The sequence below is a fragment of the Comamonas kerstersii genome (assembly GCF_008801935.1).
Classification (GTDB): Bacteria; Pseudomonadota; Gammaproteobacteria; order Burkholderiales; family Burkholderiaceae_C; genus Comamonas; species Comamonas kerstersii.
On record NZ_VZOT01000005.1, the window covers coordinates 206,217 to 225,203 of the forward strand.

The following is an 18,987-nucleotide window of genomic DNA, read 5'->3' on the forward strand; positions in this document are numbered from 1 at the left end:
TTGGGCATCTAGCGCTTATTGAGAAAGCGCTGGTAGCTCTTGTTTTTGAAATCTCTCAGGCCAGCGTGGCAGTGGCTTGCATGGTCAGCCAGCCTTCATGGTCTTGCGCCCACAGTTCCATGGTTTTGCCGTCAGCCGATGGCTTGCCGTGCACGCTGAAGCTGTGCAGGTCAAACGTGGGCCGTACGGCCTTGAAGGCAAAGCTGTGCAACTGCGCATGAGGCAGGTTGCGGCGCAACAGGTCCACCAGCAGCGTGGCAATCAGGGGGCCGTGCACGATCAGACCCGGGTAGCCTTCCACCTCGGTCACGTACTTGCGGTCGTAGTGGATGCGGTGGCCGTTGAAGGTGAGCGCGGAGTAGCGAAACAGCAGCACATCATCCGGCGTAATGACCCGCGACCATTGCTGCTGACCGGCCAGCGGCGGCGTTTGGGGGGCCGGTGCTGCCTCCCCAGGCTGGGCCGCGGCGCGGTAGACGATGTCATGCTCTTCGGTCAGGCACAGGCCATCGGCATTGCCAAAGCGGTGTTCCACCTGCACAAACAGCAGCTCGCCGCTGCGGCCTGTCTTGTGCTTGACGGACTGGATAGTCGAGACCCGCTCAGCTTCTTGGCCTACGCGCAAGGGATTGGCGCTTTCCCAGCGCAAACGACCGCCGGCCCACATGCGGCGCGGCAGGGGCACGGGCGGCAGAAAGCCGCCGCGCTGCGGGTGGCCGTCCGGGCCCAGCTCGCTGTGGCGGGCGTGCGGTAGAAAGTACATCCAGTGCCACAGCGGCGGTACGGTGCTGCCCGCTGCCACGGGGGCGTCATCGCGGTCTAAGGTGGCAGACAGTGCACGCAGGGGCGCAGCCGTGATGGTGTCGGGCGTGGTCTCGCTGCGGCCTTGCCATGTTTGCAGGTGTGCCAGTTGGGTGGCATCAATTTGGGGAATCGTGCTCTCGGTCATAACCAATCCATGCTTTGCTTTAGGTGTCGCCCGTGGCTTCTGGCGATCAGTTGCAATGCATCTTGGCGCTCGAAAAAGCTTTCTACAATCACAGCTTTTGCAAGCAAGCCTTCGGTTTTTCAAAAGTCTTTCCCACCTCAGTGGAAACCAGAACACCCCATGAAGCTCGAATTGAAAGACTTTTTGCTCTTTGTCCAGGTGGCCAAAACCGGCAGTTTGACGCGGGCTGCAGAGCAATGCTTTCTGTCGCTGGCAGCCACCAGCGCCCGCATCAAGGCCATGGAAGAGGAAGCGGGCATGCCTTTGCTAATTCGAGAGGCTCGCGGTGTGCGCCTGACGCCGCCGGGCGAGGCTTTTCTGTTCCATGCCCGTGCCATGCTGCAGCAGGCGCAGCAGCTTGAAGCCGATTTGCAGGAGTACGGCGCAGGCCTGCGCGGCCATGTGCGCGTGTTTGCCAACACCACGGCGGTGACGGAGTTTTTGCCCGACATCTTGGCCTCTTACCTCACGGCACACCCCCACATTAGCGTGGACTTGCAAGAGCGCTCCAATGCCGTGATTGCCTCAGACATCCGTGAAGGCCGGGCGGATCTGGGCATCATCGCGGGCGAGGTGGATACACATGGTTTAACCAGTGTGCACTTCAGCACCGACCGGCTGGTGCTGGTGGCACCGGACGAACCACGCTGGAGTTCGCTCCAGGCCGTGAACTTCTCTCAGGTGCTGCATGAACGCTTTGTAGGCATGCACCGCGACAGTACCTTGCAAACCTTTTTGAGCCAAATTGCACTGCAGCTGGGGCACACACTCAAACTGCGTATTCAAGTCTCGAACTATGACGCCATGTGCCGCATGGTGGCTGCCGGTGTTGGCGTAGCCGTGGTGCCTGAAAGTGCAGCCCAGCGTAGCAGCAGCTTGGCGCGCTTGCTACAAATTGAGCTGATGGATAGCTGGGCCGTGCGACCGCGCTACATGCTGGTGCGCGAAGGCGTCACTTTGGGCAGCCATGTGCAAGAGCTGATGCAGGCGGTTGAGCAATATCACCACACAAGCCTCTAAAGATCCGCCGCACAACCCATCATAGCCGCGATGAACGGTGCGCCCGGTCGATAGACCACAGGTAATTCATTTCTGCACAGAACGGCTGTGCACATACGGCACGACCCTGGTACTGGCAGCCTGCGCGGTTGCAGAAGTTCTGGTTGTGCTCATTGCCGTTTCTGGGCTGCTTTTTGCCGTTTTCATCGGCCTGGTTTTGCAGCATCAGCAGCCATGGGTCTGTCCCCTTGTTCTGGAGCATGGCCTGCATGTCCTGCGGCAGCATGGCAGCGGGCATATAGACCGAGGCAGCCTGTGCACTTTGCATGGCCTGTGCCAGGGGCTGAAACTCCAGCTGCAGGATGGCACTGGTGCGCATGGCCTGTGCAGCGGCTGCTGCAGCATTGCCCGGTATGGCCTGAGGCTGCATGACCAGGCCAAAGCTGCCGCTGGCCAGCTGCTGCACGCTGCCAGCAAACGCCAGGGGAGGCAGGCCCGTTCCTGGTGTTGGTGTACCTGTTAAGGCACCAGGCAGTGCGGCCGCCAGCGTGGGCTGGGCCTGCGCCCATGCGGCAGGCACGCGCAGGGTCAGCGTAAAGGCGCGTTCTCCATCTGCGGCCTGAATGCTGCCTTGCTGCACCAGCCAGTTCTGCAGCGGCGGCAAAGGGGCGGAACCCGCAGGGCGCTGGGCCGTATGTGCGGTAGCGCTGCCGGCGGCTGTGGAGGTCTGCGCGGTGGCCGCAGACTGCAGCACGGCCTGCGTCAACTGCGCAGACCAGGACTGCACGCTCACCAGCTGCTGTGGCAGGGGCTGCTGGGCCGTGAACTGCTGCAGCAAGGCAGAGAGCAATTGCTGCATCTGGGGAGTGACACCGCCTGCAGGCCAGCTGGCGGGCATGTCCACCCTGGTGGGTTGCACCTGACTGACCAGCTGCTGCACCAGTCTGGCAAATGTTTCGAGCTTGATGGCCTGCTGGGCCTGTGGCGAAAGGTCTACCGTGTTGGCCAGCGCAGACTGCATGGCCTGCACGATGGGGGCCAGCGCTGCGCTTGGACTGGTGCTGCCGGCTGGTGCAGCCGGTGCACTGGGGGCTGTGCCAGTGGTGGCAGAAGCTGATCCGCCATGGCTGCCGCCATCACCACCGGAGCTGGGTGGGATGGGCTGAATAGGTATGACGGAAGAGGGTGGAATGCTGGGAGTCACACCGCCACTCTAGAGGAAAACCACGGCCCGGGCACACATTGCACCAGCGGCGATGCAAGCAGACATGCATCTAGGCAGCTTTGATACATCGCACAATGGCGGCAGTGAAAGGTCTGGATATGTCTCAGCAAGAATTCTTGATTGCCCTGCAAAACCGCCTCGGAGCGGATGTCGTTTTGACTGGTGATGCGATTGAAGCGCGCTACCACACGGACTGGAGCGGCACGCCGCCGGTGCAGCCCCTGGCGCTGGTGCGCCCCCGCACCACCGAAGAAGTCAGCGCAGCGCTGCGCCTGTGTCATGAGCATCGCGTTGCCGTCGTACCTCAGGGCGGCCTGACGGGGCTGGCCGGCGCGGCCGTGCCCGTGGAAGGCTGCGTTGCCATTTCCATGGAGCGCATGAACGCCATCGAAGACATCAACTCCCGCTCCATGCTGATGACGGTGCAGGCTGGTGCCACACTGCAGGCGGTGCAGGAAGCGGCTGTGAAAGCCGGCATGGTGTTTGGCGTGGACCTGGGCGCACGCGGCAGCTGCCAGATTGGCGGCAATGTCTCCACCAATGCGGGCGGCAACGGTGTGCTGCAGCACGGCATGATGCGTGAGCAGGTGCTGGGCCTGGAGGTGGTGCTGGCCGACGGCACGGTGCTGCCCATGCTGCGCCCCATGATCAAGAACAACACGGGCTATGACCTCAAGCACTTCTTCATCGGTGCGGAAGGCACGCTGGGGGTGATTACGCGCGTGCTGCTGCGCCTGCGTCCGCAGCCTCGTGCCAAAGTGACGGCACTGGTTGCCATGCCTGGCTTTGACGAATCGCTGGCTGTGCTGCAGCGCATGCAGCAGCATTTCGGTAACAGCGTGGCCGCGTTTGAGTTGATGTGGGACAGCTTTGTGCAGACCTCCATCCGCTGGCAGAGGCTGCAGGCCCCGTTTGCTGAAAGCCACCCCTTCCTTGCGCTGATCGATATCGACGGCAAGGACGAAACCAGCCTGTGCGAAGCCGTGGAAGAAGCGCTGGGCGAAGCCATGGAAGCTGGTGATGTGCTCGATGCCGTGATTGCCCAGTCGCAGACCCAGGCCAAGACCCTGTGGAAGCTGCGTGAAGCACCGGCCGAGATGAATGCCAATATGCACCCACCGATCAACTTTGACGTGGGCCTGCCCCAGTCTGAAATTGGCAAGTTTGCGCAGGCTTGCCAAGCAGCATTTGATGCACGCTGGCCCGGCAACCACTCCATCTTCTTTGGCCACGTGGGCGACGGCAATCTGCACGTCTCTACCGACGGCAAGACCGTCAATGGCGAGTGCGATGCGGTAGAAGCCGAGCTGTACCGCATCGTGGGTGAGTTCCACGGCTCCGTCTCGGCCGAGCACGGTATTGGCCTGCATAAAAAGCCTTATCTTGCGCTGAGCCGCACGCCGCAGGAGCTGGCCGCCATGCGCGCCATCAAGGCTGCGCTGGACCCACTCGGATTGATGAATCCTGGCAAGGTGTTCTGACACGACTGGCATTGATTTCCGTATTCGTGCGAAGCCCGATGGCGTTGGTGCCATCGGGCTTTTTTTGTGGTGCGAAGGAATCCAGGTGTCGGTCGCAAGCGTGCAAAGGTGGTGCGCACCTTGCCTGTTCGAGGTGCGCCAGAGCGTGTCAGGGCTGTGGCAAAGGGCTTTTCGTGACCATGCAGGCTGGCACAGGGTTTGCAGTACTCGCAGGGATAGGACATGTCGCACTGGCGGACCGCACATTCAACGAGGTAGTGGAGGCGGGCTAAGCTGTCTAGACATGACTGATCAACCCCTTGCGCACTGGTTGCATGGCCTGGCGGACGCTGGTGGCTTTGTGCTGGTGTGGATCTGTTGTTTCCACCTTGACCTAGGAGGGTTCATGGCCTCGACATCACAGCGCAGATATGCGCGCATTTGGAAGATGGGATTGGTAGCTGCGTGCGTAGTGGGAGCCATACACACGGCTTCAGCACAAGAAACCAAGATTGTGCTGGGCATGTCGGGGTGGACAGGTTTTGCGCCGCTGACGCTGGCGGAAAAGGCAGGTATTTTCAAAAAGAATGGCCTGCAGGTGGATCTCAAGATGATTCCGCAGAAAGACCGTCATCTGGCGCTGGCCTCCGGCGCCATCCAGTGTGCAGCGACCACCATTGAGACGCATGTGGCCTGGAATGCCAATGGCGTGCCCATTGTGCAGATCTTCCAGATGGACAAGTCGTATGGCGCTGACGGCATGGCGGCGCGCAATGACATCAAGAGTTTTGCCGATCTCAAGGGCAAGACAGTGGCCGTCAGTGCACCTGGAACTTCGCCCTACTTTGGTCTGGCGTGGATGTTGAGCAAGAACGGCATGTCGATCAAGGACGTGAAGACGGTTTCGCTCGAACCCCAGCCGGCAGCGCAGGCCTTTGTCGCGGGCCAGAACGATGCGGCCATGACCTATGAGCCCTATCTGTCCACGATTCGTGACAACCCGGCGGCTGGCCAGATCCTAGCGACAACGCTGAATTACCCCTGGGTGATGGACAGCGTGGGATGTGATCCCAAGTGGCTCAAGGCCCATCCGGAGGCCGCGCAGGCGCTGACCAAGTCGTACTTTGAAGCGCTGGACATGATTGCGGCCGAGCAAGACAAGAGCTTTGAAATCATGGGCGCTGCGGTCAAGCAGACCGGCGAACAGTTTGGCAAATCGGCGTCGTTCCTGAAATGGGCCAACAAGGAAGACAACCAGAAATTCTTTGCCAACGATCTGCTGCCTTTCATGCAGGAGTCTGCCGTCATCCTCAAGGACGCGGGCGTGATCCGCAAGCTGCCGGACGACTACAGCGTGATGTACGACACCAGCTTCATCAAGTAAGCCAAGACGAGGATTGAGTATGGAAGCGGTATCTCCTTCTGTTCAGACCACCTCTGAGGCTGCGGCAAAAGCGGTATTGCCTCCTGCGCGCAAACCCTCTAGGTCTCGCCGCTGGGCACCATTAGAGCCAGTGTCTGGCACGGCCAAATGGGTGCTGGGCGTTGCTTTCTTCGTGCTGTTTTTGCTGGTGTGGAGCGCGGCCACGCTGGGGGGTATGGTGTCTCCCACGTTTTTGGCCAGCCCCGTCACCATGGCGCAGGAAGCCGTGCTGCTGTTTACCGAATACGGCTTTCACCGTGACATCGGCATGACCGTCTGGCGTGTCATGGGCGGCTTTGTATTGGCCGCTGCGCTGGCCGTACCACTGGGCATTGCCATGGGGGCATGGAAGCCCATTGAGGCCTTCTTTGAACCCTTTGTGTCGTTTTGCCGTTACCTGCCTGCTTCGGCCTTTATTCCGCTGCTGATTCTGTGGGCCGGGGTGGGCGAGCTGCAAAAGCTGCTGGTGATCTTCATTGGCACGTTCTTCCAGGTCACGCTCATGGTGGCCGTCACCGTGGGCAGTGCCCGCAAGGACCTGGTGGAGGCCGCCTACACGCTGGGCGCAAGCCATGCCGGCATCGTGCGCCGCGTGCTGATTCCGGGCGCTGCTCCCGGCATTGCAGAAACGCTGCGTCTGGTCCTGGGCTGGGCCTGGACCTATGTGATCGTGGCAGAGCTCATCGGCTCGTCCTCGGGCATCGGTCACATGATCACGGACAGCCAGGCGTTGCTCAATACCGGCCAGATCATCTTCGGCATCATCGTGATTGGCCTCATCGGGCTGGTGTCGGACTTCATTTTCAAGACCATCAACCGTCGCATGTTTGAGTGGAGCACCCTGTGATGAACCAGCTCTCGATCCAAGGTGTTTCGCGCACGTTCACCAACTCCAAGGGCACGAGTACCCAGGCCCTGCTGCCTGTGGATTTCGAGGTGCGCGAAAACGATTTCGTCACCATTTTGGGCCCTTCGGGCTGCGGCAAATCGACCATGCTGCGCATCGTGGCGGGGCTGGACTTTCCGACGACGGGCCGGGTGCTGCTCGATGGCCAGGTGGTGGAAGGTCCGGGTGCCGACCGCGGCATGGTGTTCCAGAGCTACACGCTGTTTCCGTGGCTGACGATTGAGCAGAACATCCGCTTTGGCCTGCGCGAAAAAGGGCTGAGCGAAGCCGTACAAAAGGAACGCAGCGACTACTTCATTGCCAAGGTCGGGCTGCGCGGCTTTGAGCAGCACTTTCCCAAACAGCTGTCTGGTGGCATGCAGCAGCGCACGGCCATTGCGCGGGCGCTGGCCAACGACCCCAAGATTTTGCTCATGGATGAACCCTTTGGTGCGCTGGACAACCAGACCCGCGTGCTGATGCAGGAACTGCTGTTGGGCATCTGGGAGTCCGAGCGCAAGACCGTGCTGTTCGTCACGCACGACATTGACGAGGCCATCTTCATGGCCAACCGCGTGGCGGTGTTCAGCGCGCGCCCGGGACGCATCAAGTCGGACATTCCAGTGCCGCTGCCGCATCCGCGGTATTACACGATCAAGACCTCGCCCGAGTTCATGGAACTCAAGGCACGGCTGACCGAAGAAATTCGCGCCGAGACGCTGGCTGCGGCCGCCCACTGACACAGCGCAGCCAGGAACTCCACATGCGTACCGGGCACACCGAACCACTGCACAGCACTGCGGCGCACGAACACCCTGTGGCGCTGTACCAGCAGATCAAAAGCCATGTGACCCAGCACATTGCGGACGGCTCATGGCCGGCGGGGGCACGCGTGCCTTCGGAGCAGACGCTGGTGCAGCAGTTTGGCGTGGCTCGCATGACGGTCAACCGTGCATTGCGCGAACTGGCGGAGCAGGGCCTGATCGTGCGAGTGCCCGGCGTGGGCTCGTTTGTGGCCGAGAACAAGCCGCAATCGAATTTGCTGCGCATCGCCAATATCGCGCAGGAAATTGCCCAGCGCGGGCATGACCACCGTTTTGAGCTGATCGTGATGCAGCGTGTGGCGGCCTCGCCAGAAGTCGCTGCAGCGCTGGAGCTGGAGGTGGCCAGTTCCGTCTTCCATCTGCAGGGCGTGCACTTTGAAAACGAAGTGCCGGTGCAGCTGGAAAACCGCTACGTCAATCCGCGCATGGCGCCGGATTTCATGGCCCAGGACTTCACGCGTGAACAGCCCTCGGCCTATCTGGTGCGCAATGTGCAGTTTGACCAGATGGAGCACGTGGTCGATGCCGTGCTGCCCACCGCCGAGCAGGCGCGCTGGCTGCAGATGCCGCCCGAGCAGCCCTGCCTGGTGCTGACGCGTCGCACCTGGCTGCGTGGCACGCCGGTGACCTGGGTTCAGTGCGTGCACCCCGGCATGCGCTACCGGCTGGGGAGCCGCTTTCGCACGGAGTCCGTGCACGAGATGTAAAGCTTTTTGCACCGCTGCATGACGCAGGCCATGCACGGTTTTTTTAAATGTATAGACAGGTATAGCCATGCAACTTCACACAGCTTCTTGTACGACAGCGGGCCTGGTGCTCGACCCCGGTCATGTCAGCCTTGCGCAGCTGCGCGCGATCGCGCAGGGTGGGGCGCCACTCCAGTTGGAAGACGCGGCCTATGCAGCCATCCAGGCCGCGCTGGCGCATGTGCAGCACATCGTGGAAGAAGACCAGGTGGTCTATGGCATCAACACCGGATTTGGCAAGCTGGCCTCCACCAAGATTGCGCAGGATCGCCTGGCCGAGCTGCAGCGCAATCTGGTCTTGTCGCACAGCGTGGGCACGGGCGATCCGCTGCCGGACGAGGTGGTACGCCTGGTGCTGGCCACCAAGGCCATCAGCCTGGCACGCGGCCACTCCGGCGTGCGCAGCAGCCTGGTCGATGCCTTGCTGGCGCTGTACAACGCCGATGTGCTGCCGGTGATTCCCGCCAAGGGCTCGGTCGGTGCTTCCGGTGACCTGGCGCCCCTGTCGCACCTGGCCTGTGTGCTCATTGGTGAAGGCCAGGCCAAGGTCAACGGCACGGTGGTCTCCGGCAAACAAGCACTGGAACATGTGGGTTTGCAGCCCTTTGAGCTGGGTCCTAAAGAAGGCCTGGCGTTGCTCAATGGCACGCAGGTTTCCACTGCACTGGCTTTGTCGGGTTTGTTTGCGGCAGAAAGCGTGTTTGCTGCGGGTCTGGTGGCTGGCTGTCTGACGCTGGAAGCCATCAAGGGCTCGGTCAAGCCCTTTGATGCGCGCATCCATGCCGCACGCGGGCAGCTGGGCCAGATCGATGTGGCCACGGCCGTGCGCGATCTGCTCGAAGGCAGCGCCATTGACCCCTCGCACCCAAACTGTGGCCGTGTGCAAGACCCGTATTCGATCCGCTGCGTGCCCCAGGTCATGGGTGCTTGCCTGGACAACCTGCGCCATGCGGCCCGCGTGCTGGTGACCGAGGCCAATGCCGCATCGGACAACCCCCTGGTGTTCGACAACGGCGACGTGATTTCAGGCGGTAACTTCCACGCCGAACCCGTGGCGTTCGCGGCCGACATCATCGCGCTGGCGGTGGCCGAGATCGGCGCCATTTCCGAGCGCCGCATGGCCTTGCTGCTGGACACCGGCCTGTCGCGCCTGCCGGCCTTCTTGGTGGAAGACAGCGGCGTGAATTCCGGCTTCATGATCGCCCAAGTCACGGCCGCCGCACTGGCTGCTGAGAACCAGTGCCTGGCACATCCCAGCAGTGTCACCAGCCTGCCCACATCCGCCAACCAGGAAGACCATGTGTCCATGGCCACCTACGGCGCACGGCGCCTGGGCGACATGACGCGCAACACCGCCGTCATCGTCGGCATCGAGGCCATGGCCGCCGTCCAGGGCATGGACTTTGACCGCAGCCTGCCTAGTTCCTCGCTGATGGAGGCGCAGTACGCACAGATTCGCAGCCAGGTGCCGTATCTCGACAAAGACCGCTGTCTGGCCCCCGACATCGAGCGCATGCGTCTGTGGGCCTTGCAGAGCGTGTGGCCCAGTGCCATCACCCGCCATTTGCCCAGCCACGTCTGAGTATCGTTTCCACGTCATTTTTCCTGCAGGAGCTTTGCCATGAATACACCCCAAACGCCCGTTGCCGCAAATCCACGTTACGACGCCAGCCGCGAAATCCGTGCCCCGCGCGGCACGCAGTTGCACTGTAAAAACTGGCTGACCGAAGCGGCCTACCGCATGATCCAGAACAACCTGGACCCCGACGTGGCCGAGAACCCCAAGTCGCTGGTGGTGTACGGTGGCATTGGGCGCGCCGCACGCAACTGGGAGTGTTTTGATCAGATTCTGGCGTCGCTGAAAAAGCTGGAAGCCGATGAGTCGCTGTTGATCCAGTCGGGCAAGCCCGTGGGCGTGTTCAAGACCCACCCCGATGCCCCGCGCGTGCTGCTGGCCAACTCCAACCTGGTGCCCAAATGGGCGAACTGGGAACACTTCAATGAACTGGACCAGAAGGGCTTGTTCATGTACGGCCAGATGACCGCTGGCAGCTGGATCTACATTGGCGCGCAAGGCATTGTGCAAGGCACTTTCGAGACCTTTGTGGAAGCCGGTCGCCAGCACTACAACAATGATTTGACCGGCAAGTGGATTCTCACCGCGGGTTTGGGTGGCATGGGCGGTGCACAGCCTCTGGCGGGTGTGCTGGCCGGTGCCTGCGTGCTGGCCATTGAGTGCAAGCAAAGCAGCATCGACTTTCGCCTGCGCACGCGCTATGTGGACAAGCAGGCCAAGGACCTGGACGATGCGCTGGCGCTGATTGCGCACCACACGGCACGCGGAGAAGCCGTGTCCATTGCGCTGCTGGGCAATGCCGCAGAAATCCTGCCGGAGCTGGTCAGGCGCGCCAAGGCCGGCGGCCCCAGGCCCGATATCGTGACCGACCAGACCTCGGCCCACGACCTGGTCAACGGCTACCTGCCCGCAGGCTGGACGGTGGAGCAATGGCAAGCGGCGGCTGCCGATCCTGCGCAGCACGCCACGCTCAAAAAAGCCGCAGCCCAGGGCTGCGCCGTGCATGTGCAGGCCATGCTGGACTTCCAGGCCATGGGTATTCCAACGGTGGACTATGGCAACAACATCCGCCAGGTGGCTTTCGATGAAGGCGTGAAAAATGCGTTCGACTTCCCCGGCTTTGTGCCTGCCTACATCCGCCCTCTGTTCTGCGAAGGCAAGGGGCCGTTCCGCTGGGTGGCGCTGTCGGGTGACCCCGAGGACATCTACAAGACGGATGCCAAGATCAAGGAGCTGTTCCCAGAGAACAAGCACACCCACCGCTGGCTGGACATGGCACGCGAGCGCATCGCCTTCCAGGGCTTGCCTGCACGCATTTGCTGGCTGGGTCTGGGCGAGCGTCACAAGGCCGCACTGGCCTTCAACGAGATGGTGCAAAACGGCGAACTCAAGGCCCCTATCGTGATTGGCCGTGACCACCTGGACACCGGCTCGGTCGCCAGCCCCAACCGCGAAACCGAAGCCATGAAGGACGGCACGGATGCAGTGTCCGACTGGCCGCTGCTCAACGCCTTGCTCAACACCGCAGGTGGCGCGACCTGGGTCAGCCTGCACCACGGCGGAGGCGTGGGCATGGGCTACTCGCAGCATGCGGGCGTGGTCATCGTGGCCGATGGCACGGATGAGGCGGCGGCCCGTCTGAACCGCGTGCTGTGGAACGACCCTGCCACGGGCGTGATGCGCCATGCCGATGCGGGCTATGACGCCGCGATTGCGGCTGCCAAGCGTCACGGCCTGCAGCTGCCCATGGTCAAGTAAGGCATGGCCGTATGCAGCGTTTTGACCTGACGGCCATTGGCCCCAGCCCCTGGAAAAACGGGGGCGGCAGCACCCAGGAAATCGCCTGCTGGCCTGCAGGGTCAGACATGGATGACTTTGCCTGGCGCATCAGCGTGGCCACCATTGGCCGGGATGGTGCTTTCTCGCGCTTTCCCGGTATTGACCGGCAGATCATGCTGCTGGACGGTGGTGGTGTGCAGCTGCGCAGCCAGGATGCGCAGACCGACATAGACCACACCTTGCAGCAGTGCTGGCAACCGTTTCCCTTCCTGGGCGATGTGCCGCTGGACTGCACGCTGCTGGGCCGTGTGTCGCGGGACTTCAATGTCATGACGCGGCGTGGACAGTGGACCGCACAGGTGGTGGTGCACAAGGATGAGATCACTGCCACCGCAAGCGACGCCGGGCTGTACATGGTGTTGGCAGGCAGCTGGGAAGATGCCAGGGGGCAGCGGTTCGAGGCGGAGCAGGGCCTGTGGTGGTCCGCTCCGGCAGCGCTGGGGGCATGGCATCCGTGCACGGCACAGGCACGCATGGTGCAGGTGCTGCTGCGGCATCTGGAATCTGTATGAAATTGGCTGCTAACGCAGATGTAGCAAGCACAAGCAGCAATGAAATAAAGAGGTAATGCATGACGCCGTATGACTGCAAGAAGATGCCCAGTGCCGATGGCTGCTGGCGGCCGGTACGGCTGGTCGAGGGGCTGGTGCAGCCCGATGTGCCTGTGCCGCAGGGGAGCGAGGCCTGTGTGGTGGTGCAGGCCGGCAAGATCGCCTGGATCGGGCCGGAAAACGCCGTGCCCGCAGCCTATGCCACGCTGCCGGTGCACGATGGCCGGCACATGCTGGTCACGCCGGGTCTGGTGGACTGCCACACGCACCTGGTCTATGGCGGAGAGCGGGCCAACGAGTTCGCCATGCGGCTGGCGGGCGCCAGCTACGAAGCCATTGCACAGGCCGGGGGCGGCATTGTCTCCAGCGTCAAAGCCACGCGTGAAGCCTCGGAAGACGAACTTTTTGCCCTAGCCCTGCCACGCCTGCAGCAGCTGCTGGATGAGGGTGTGTGTGCCATCGAGATCAAGTCCGGCTATGGCCTGTCGCTGGAGCATGAGCGCAAGCAGCTGCGCGTGGCGCGTCGCCTGGGCGCACACTGCGGGGTGACGGTGCGCACCACCTTCCTTGGTGCGCACGCGCTGCCGCCCGAATACGCGGGGTGCAGCCAGGCCTATGTTGATCTGGTGTGCGAGGAGATGCTGCCCGCACTGGTGGCGGAAGGGCTGGTTGATGCCGTCGATGTGTTCTGCGAGCGCATCGCGTTCTCGCTGGCCGAGACAGAGCAGATCTTTCAGGCCGCACAGCGCCTGCAGGTGCCAGTCAAGCTGCATGCCGAGCAACTGTCGAACATGGAAGGCGCCACACTGGCCGCGCGCTATGGCGCGCTGTCCTGCGACCATATCGAGCACCTGTCCGCCACCGGCATTGCCGCCATGCAGGCCGCCGGCACCGTGGCTGTGCTGCTGCCCGGCGCGTTCTACACGCTGCGCGATACGCAGCTGCCACCGATAGAAGCCCTGCGCCAGGCCGGTGTGCCCATGGCGGTTTCCACCGACCACAACCCCGGAACCTCCCCCGCGCTGAGCGTGCTGCTCATGGCCAACATGGCCAGCACGCTGTTTCGCCTGACCGTGCCCGAGGCGCTGGCCGGCATCACCCGTCACGCCGCGCAGGCGCTGGGACTGGCCGATGCGCACGGCTTGCTGGCCGCAGGCCGCCCCGCCCACATGGTGCTGTGGCCCGTGCAGCATGCGGCGGAGCTGGTCTATTGGCTTGGCCACAAACCCGATTGCACCGTCGTGCGCCAGGGGCGCATTGCGCGCAGCACTGTTTTCCCGCCTCAGGATATGTCCCATGCCCTTTGATTACGCCGCCTTTGCGCGCCCTGCGGCGCGTGCTCTGCCCACCTACAACGCCGGTCTGTCTTCGGTGCTGGTGCACGAACGCTATGGCGTGCAGCATGTTGCACGTCTGGCGAGCAACGAAAACCCCTGGGGTGCCAGCCCGGCTGTTACCCGGGCACTGGCTGCTGCCAGCACCCGGGTGGGCGACTACCCGGACGCCCAGGCCAGCGCGCTGCGCCAGCAGCTGGCACAGGATCTGGGCATCGATGCGCAGCAGCTGTGCTTTGGCAACGGCTCGGAAGACTTGATCAAGTGCCTGTGCGAAGTGTTTCTGTCGCCCGGCGATACGGTGCTGACCCAGAAACCCACGTTTGGGCTGCACCAGATCTACCCCGAGATGATGGGCGCGCAGGTGCAGCTGCTGGACCTGATACCGGATCTGCAGATGGATGTACATGCCTGGTGCGACGCGCTGGCGCGCGTGCCCAAGCTGGCCTTCCTGCCCAATCCCTCGAACCCCGTGGGCTGCATGTTCGATGACGCGGCGATGCAGCGCATTGTGGCTGCCACCAGCGAGCAGACGCTGCTGGTGGTGGATGAGGCCTATGTGGAATACGCCCGCTGCACACCGGGCTATCCGGACACGCTGGCCTTGCTGCAGCAGCGTCGCGGCCCCTGGATGGTGCTGCGCACTTTCTCCAAGGCCTGGGGGCTGGCAGGCCTGCGCGTGGGCTATGGCATTGCGGGCGATGCGGTGCTGACGGGCTGGCTGGACAAAGTGCGTACGCCTTTCAATGTGAACAGCCTGGCCCAGGCCGCTGCGCTGGCGGCATGGCAGGACACGGCACACATGCAGCAATGCGTGGAAAAAACCGTGGCCCTGCGCGAGGCGCTGCGCGCGCAGCTGCTGGCACTGGCTGCACCGGGCCAGCCACTGGCGGGGCTGCGCATTGCACCATCGGCCACCAACTTTCTGTTTCTGGACCTGGGCCGGCCCAGTGCCACCGTGGCCGAAGCCCTGCTGCGCCAGGGCGTGATCGTCAAGCCATGGAAGGAAGCGGGCTACACCCACTGCCTGCGCGTGTCCATTGGTACCGAGGCCGACAACACCCGCCTGGTGCAGGCCTTGGTCCAGGCGATGCAGACCGTGGAGGACGCAACATGAGCGAGCACCTGCAGCAGTGCTTTGCGGCGCATGCCTTGCTGCCGCAAGGGTGGCAGTGCAATGTGCTGCTGCGCTGGAATGCGCAGGGGCAGTTCACGCAGGTGCTGGTGGACCAGGTGCCGCCGCAGGGTGTGGTGCAGGCCGTCTATGTGATTCCCGGCATGCCGAACCTGCACTCGCATGCGTTTCAGCGCGCCTTCAGCGGGCTGACTGAGTACCGAGGCCAAGTCCAGGACAGTTTCTGGAGCTGGCGCCAGCTCATGTATGGCTTTGCCCAGCGCATCAGCCCGGACATGCTGCGCCAGATCGCGACCTGGCTGTATGCCGAGATGCTGGAAGCAGGCTACACCTCGGTGTGCGAGTTCCATTACGTGCACCACCAGCCGGGCGGGCAGCCCTATGCCTCGCCCACGGCCATGTGCGAGGCATTGCTCGATGCGGCGCAGACCGTGGGCATGGGCCTCACGCTGCTGCCAGTGCTGTACCAGAGCAGCGGTTTTGGCAGCCAGCCGGCCCGCGAGGACCAGCGCCGCTTTCTGCAGCAGACCGATGCGCTGCTTGGCTGGATTGAAGCACTGGCCCCGCGCTGCGCGGCCCAGGGTGCTGCCATCGGTCTGGCCCCGCACTCGCTGCGTGCAGTGCCGCCGCAGAGTCTGCAGCAAGCCGTGCAAGGCTTGCATGCGCTGCTGCCGCAGGCACCGGTGCACATCCATATTGCCGAGCAGGTACAGGAAGTGCAGGACTGTCTGGCATGGAGCGGCCAGCGCCCAGTGCAGTGGTTGCTGGAGCATGCGCCTGTCGATGCACGCTGGTGCCTGGTACACGCCACACACATGACGACCGATGAATACGCGCGCGCTGCACGCAGCGGTGCGGTGGCAGGCCTGTGTCCCACCACGGAGGCGAATCTCGGCGATGGCATCTTCGACCTGCCACAGTGGCTGGCACATGGTGGACGCTGGGGCGTGGGCTCGGACAGCCATGTCTGTGTGAATGTCGCCGAAGAGCTGATGCTGCTCGAATACGGCCAGCGCCTGCAACTGCGCCAGCGCAATGTGGGCGCATCGGCCTCACATCCAGCCGTGGCCACGGCGCTGCTGCAACAGGCCGTCGCCGGTGGCGCGCAGGCCAGTGCACGCCCCATCGCTGGGCTGGCTGTGGGTCAGCAGGCGGACTTTGTGCTGCTGTCTGCCGACCATGTGGCGCTGGCTGGGCTGGATGCCGATCAGGCGCTGGCCGGGCATGTGTTTGCCAGCCAGCGCAGCTCTGCCGTGGAGTCTGTCTGGGTGGCCGGCCAACAGCGTGTGGCCCAGGGGCGGCACGCGCTGCACACTGAGGCTGCCCATGATTTCATTCGCGTCCGCCAGCAGATGCTGGCGGCTTCCTAGCCCCTGACGAGAAAGATGTCTGTCATGCACAGTTGCTCGCTTCCCATGTCCACCTTCCACCAGGGTTCGGTGCCCCTGCTGGTTTCCATGCCCCATGCCGGCACCCATGTGCCGCCGGACATTGCACAGACGTTCACCGACGAAGCCCGCCAGGTTCCCGATACCGACTGGCATCTGCCGCAGCTCTACGCCTTTGCCAAGGCCATGGGCGCATCGCTGCTGGCGGCCACGCATTCACGCTATGTGGTGGACCTGAACCGCCCTCCCAACGGCGAGAGCCTGTACCCTGGCCAGAGTGTCACCGCGCTGTGCCCGGTCGATACCTTTGACGACACACCGATCTACCTGGACCAGCGCCAAACGGTGGCGGCCGAGGAAGTGGAACGCCGCAAGGCCCTGTACTGGCAGCCCTACCATGACCAGCTGCAGGCAGAACTGGAACGCCTGCTGGCCGTGCATGGCAAGGTCGTGCTGTGGGATGCGCACTCCATCCGCTCCGTGCTGCCGCGCTTTTTCACGGGCAAGCTGCCCGACCTGAACCTGGGCACGGCCGACGGCAAAAGCTGTGACCCCGCGCTGGCTCACGCGCTGCTGGAAATTACGCAGCAGGCACCGGGCTACACTGCCGTGCTCAACGGTCGCTTCAAGGGCGGCTACATCACACGCCACTATGGCGATCCGGCGCGCAACATCCATGCGGTGCAGCTGGAGATGACACAGTGCAGCTATATGCAGGAAACTTTGCCTTTTGATTACCTGCCGGAACGCGCTGCCGCCATCCAGCCCACGCTGGAGCAACTGCTTGGCAAGGCGCTGGCCTTTGCCACTGCATGACCCTGCCCCTGTTTGACGCAGAGCCACTGCCCCCGCAGGTCATTGCGGACGGGGCGGTGTTGCTGCGCGGCTGGGCAGCCGTCCATGCACATGCATGGATCGCCGCCGTACAACAGGTGCTCGCCCAGCAACCGTTTCAGGCGGCATTCACCGCCAGTGGCTTACCCATGTCGGTGCGCACCAGCAACTGCGGGGAATGGGGCTGGGCCGCCAGCCGCAGCGGCTATGGCTATACGCGCAGCGATCCAGCCACAGGCATGCCCTGGCCTGCCATGCCCACATTTTTGAAGCAGCAGGCGCAGGCACTGGCTGCGCAGGCGGGCTATCCGGGCTTTGATCCGGATGTCTGTCTGATCAACAGCTACGACGTCGGCGCCAAGATGGGCCTGCACCACGATGCCGATGAAAAAGACCAAACCGCGCCCATCGTGTCCGTGTCGCTGGGGCTGCCATGCACCTTTGTCTGGGGTGGCCTGCAGCGTTCAGACCCCGTGCGCAGCTTCCGGCTGGAGCATGGCGATGTGCTGGTCTGGGGCGGCGCTTCGCGCATGGTGTTTCATGGTGTACGGCCGCTGCAGGCCGGGCAGCATCACTTGCTGGGTGCGCAGCGCTGGAATCTGACCTTTCGCATGGCGCAGCGCAGCTATCGCGGCTGAAGCAGCCTCTCCCATCGACCTGTCAGCGGCTGGGGCATCGGCAAGCTTCCTACAATCGAGCCCTATGAGCCTGCCTAACTACACCCGCGCCCAAGAACTGCCCGCATTGCTGCAACAACGCATCGCCATCCTCGATGGCGCCATGGGCACCATGATCCAACGCTTCAAGCTGGGTGAGGCCCAGTACCGTGGCGACGGTTATACCGGCGCGGATGGGGTAGGTGATCGCTTCAAGGACTTCCCCCGTGACGTCAAGGGCAACAATGAGCTGCTGTCCATCACTCGCCCTGACGTGATTCGTGACATTCACGAGCGCTATCTGGCCGCAGGTGCCGACCTGATCGAGACCAACACCTTTGGTGCGACCACCGTGGCCCAGGAAGACTACGGCATGGCTGATCTGGCGCGCGAGATGAACTTCAAGAGCGCGCAGATCGCCCGCGCAGCCTGCGACAAGTACAGCGTCAATGGCCGCAAGTGCTATGTGGCAGGCGCTTTGGGCCCCACACCCAAGACGGCCTCCATCAGCCCCGATGTGAACGACCCCGGCGCACGCAATGTGGACTTTGAAACCCTGCGCAAAGCCTACTTTGAGCAAACCGTGGCGCTGATCGAAGGCGGCGCGGACGTGATCCTGGTCGAAACCATTTTTGACACACTCAACGCCAAGGCAGCGCTGTTTGCGGTGGAAGAAGCGTTTGATGCTACGGGCGAAGTGCTGCCCATCATGATCAGCGGCACGGTGACTGATGCCTCTGGCCGCATCCTGTCGGGCCAGACCGTCACCGCCTTCTGGCACAGCGTGCGTCACAGCAACCCGCTGTCTGTGGGCCTGAACTGCGCCCTGGGTGCCACCCTGATGCGCCCCTACATCCAGGAGCTGGCCAAGGCCGCGTCCGACACTTTCATCAGCTGCTACCCCAATGCGGGTCTGCCCAATCCCATGAGCGACACCGGCTTTGACGAAACCCCTGATGTGACCAGCCGTCTGGTCCATGAGTTTGCAGCCGAAGGTCTGGTCAACATCGTCGGCGGCTGCTGCGGCACCACGCCGGATCACATCGGCGCGATTGCCAAGGCTGTCTCGGCAGACAAGGGCCGCAAGCTGTTCTATCCGGCAGAGGCCTGAGTCCACTGCGAG

Annotated in this window: 17 protein-coding genes; 15 read left to right on the top strand and 2 right to left on the bottom strand. The window is 63.0% G+C overall.

Features of this window, described 5'->3' with window-relative positions; translation table 11 throughout:
* Nucleotides 1-55: 55 nt before the first annotated feature.
* Nucleotides 56-949 (bottom strand): HTD2 family dehydratase, encoded by an 894-nt coding sequence (locus F7P80_RS09755; protein WP_151044378.1) that lies wholly within the window; start codon nucleotides 947-949, stop codon nucleotides 56-58.
* Between the two features lie 159 nt (nucleotides 950-1,108).
* Here F7P80_RS09755 and F7P80_RS09760 point away from each other — a divergent pair, with 159 nt between their 5' ends.
* The gene (locus F7P80_RS09760; protein ID WP_151044380.1) at nucleotides 1,109-2,008 is read left to right on the top strand and encodes a LysR family transcriptional regulator; all 900 of its coding nucleotides are present in this window, start codon (nucleotides 1,109-1,111) and stop codon (nucleotides 2,006-2,008) included.
* A 19-nt stretch (nucleotides 2,009-2,027) separates the two neighbouring features.
* Here the strand turns inward: F7P80_RS09760 and F7P80_RS09765 are convergent, their stop codons facing one another.
* Nucleotides 2,028-3,191, bottom strand: coding sequence for a Fe-S oxidoreductase (locus F7P80_RS09765; protein ID WP_151044382.1), 1,164 nt, complete (start codon nucleotides 3,189-3,191; stop codon nucleotides 2,028-2,030).
* Between the two features lie 119 nt (nucleotides 3,192-3,310).
* On the opposite strand from F7P80_RS09765, the gene F7P80_RS09770 reads away from it, so the two are divergent.
* The 14 genes from F7P80_RS09770 (at nucleotide 3,311) to F7P80_RS09835 (ending at nucleotide 18,975) form a co-directional block, all read left to right on the top strand.
* A complete protein-coding gene (locus F7P80_RS09770; RefSeq protein ID WP_151044384.1) occupies nucleotides 3,311-4,693 on the top strand; it encodes an FAD-binding oxidoreductase in 1,383 nt (460 codons plus the stop codon).
* Between the two features lie 427 nt (nucleotides 4,694-5,120).
* Entirely contained in the window at nucleotides 5,121-6,056 is a 936-nt protein-coding gene (locus F7P80_RS09775; RefSeq protein ID WP_151044550.1) for an ABC transporter substrate-binding protein, read from the top strand.
* Nucleotides 6,057-6,075: 19 nt separating this feature from the next.
* Nucleotides 6,076-6,942 carry an ABC transporter permease gene (locus F7P80_RS09780; RefSeq protein ID WP_151044387.1) on the top strand — a complete coding sequence of 289 codons (867 nt, stop codon included), beginning with the start codon at nucleotides 6,076-6,078 and terminating at the stop codon, nucleotides 6,940-6,942.
* On the top strand, nucleotides 6,942-7,721 hold the full coding sequence (locus F7P80_RS09785; protein WP_151044388.1) for an ABC transporter ATP-binding protein: 780 nt from the start codon (nucleotides 6,942-6,944) through the stop codon (nucleotides 7,719-7,721). The genes F7P80_RS09780 and F7P80_RS09785 overlap by 1 nt, the downstream gene beginning before the upstream one ends.
* Nucleotides 7,722-7,744: 23 nt before the next feature.
* Nucleotides 7,745-8,512, top strand: a complete 768-nt coding sequence (gene hutC, locus F7P80_RS09790; protein WP_151044390.1) for a histidine utilization transcriptional repressor HutC — start codon at nucleotides 7,745-7,747, stop codon at nucleotides 8,510-8,512.
* 67 nt (nucleotides 8,513-8,579) lie between these two features.
* Nucleotides 8,580-10,133, top strand: a complete 1,554-nt coding sequence (hutH, locus tag F7P80_RS09795) for a histidine ammonia-lyase (RefSeq protein ID WP_151044392.1) — start codon at nucleotides 8,580-8,582, stop codon at nucleotides 10,131-10,133.
* A gap of 39 nt (nucleotides 10,134-10,172) precedes the next feature.
* Nucleotides 10,173-11,885 (top strand): urocanate hydratase, encoded by a 1,713-nt coding sequence (gene hutU / locus F7P80_RS09800; RefSeq protein ID WP_151044394.1) that lies wholly within the window; start codon nucleotides 10,173-10,175, stop codon nucleotides 11,883-11,885.
* An 11-nt stretch (nucleotides 11,886-11,896) separates the two neighbouring features.
* The gene (locus tag F7P80_RS09805) at nucleotides 11,897-12,478 is read left to right on the top strand and encodes a HutD/Ves family protein (protein ID WP_151044396.1); all 582 of its coding nucleotides are present in this window, start codon (nucleotides 11,897-11,899) and stop codon (nucleotides 12,476-12,478) included.
* 59 nt (nucleotides 12,479-12,537) lie between these two features.
* Nucleotides 12,538-13,824, top strand: a complete 1,287-nt coding sequence (hutI, locus tag F7P80_RS09810; protein ID WP_151044398.1) for an imidazolonepropionase — start codon at nucleotides 12,538-12,540, stop codon at nucleotides 13,822-13,824.
* The gene (locus tag F7P80_RS09815; protein WP_151044400.1) at nucleotides 13,814-14,968 is read left to right on the top strand and encodes a histidinol-phosphate transaminase; all 1,155 of its coding nucleotides are present in this window, start codon (nucleotides 13,814-13,816) and stop codon (nucleotides 14,966-14,968) included. The genes hutI and F7P80_RS09815 overlap by 11 nt, the downstream gene beginning before the upstream one ends.
* A complete protein-coding gene (locus F7P80_RS09820) occupies nucleotides 14,965-16,356 on the top strand; it encodes a formimidoylglutamate deiminase (RefSeq protein WP_151044402.1) in 1,392 nt (463 codons plus the stop codon). Before F7P80_RS09815 ends, F7P80_RS09820 begins: the two co-directional genes overlap by 4 nt.
* Nucleotides 16,357-16,380: 24 nt before the next feature.
* Nucleotides 16,381-17,190, top strand: coding sequence for an N-formylglutamate deformylase (hutG, locus tag F7P80_RS09825; protein WP_151044403.1), 810 nt, complete (start codon nucleotides 16,381-16,383; stop codon nucleotides 17,188-17,190).
* The gene (alkB, locus tag F7P80_RS09830; protein WP_151044405.1) at nucleotides 17,187-17,846 is read left to right on the top strand and encodes a DNA oxidative demethylase AlkB; all 660 of its coding nucleotides are present in this window, start codon (nucleotides 17,187-17,189) and stop codon (nucleotides 17,844-17,846) included. Before hutG ends, alkB begins: the two co-directional genes overlap by 4 nt.
* A gap of 64 nt (nucleotides 17,847-17,910) precedes the next feature.
* Entirely contained in the window at nucleotides 17,911-18,975 is a 1,065-nt protein-coding gene (locus F7P80_RS09835) for a homocysteine S-methyltransferase family protein (RefSeq protein ID WP_151044407.1), read from the top strand.
* Nucleotides 18,976-18,987 lie beyond the last annotated feature (12 nt).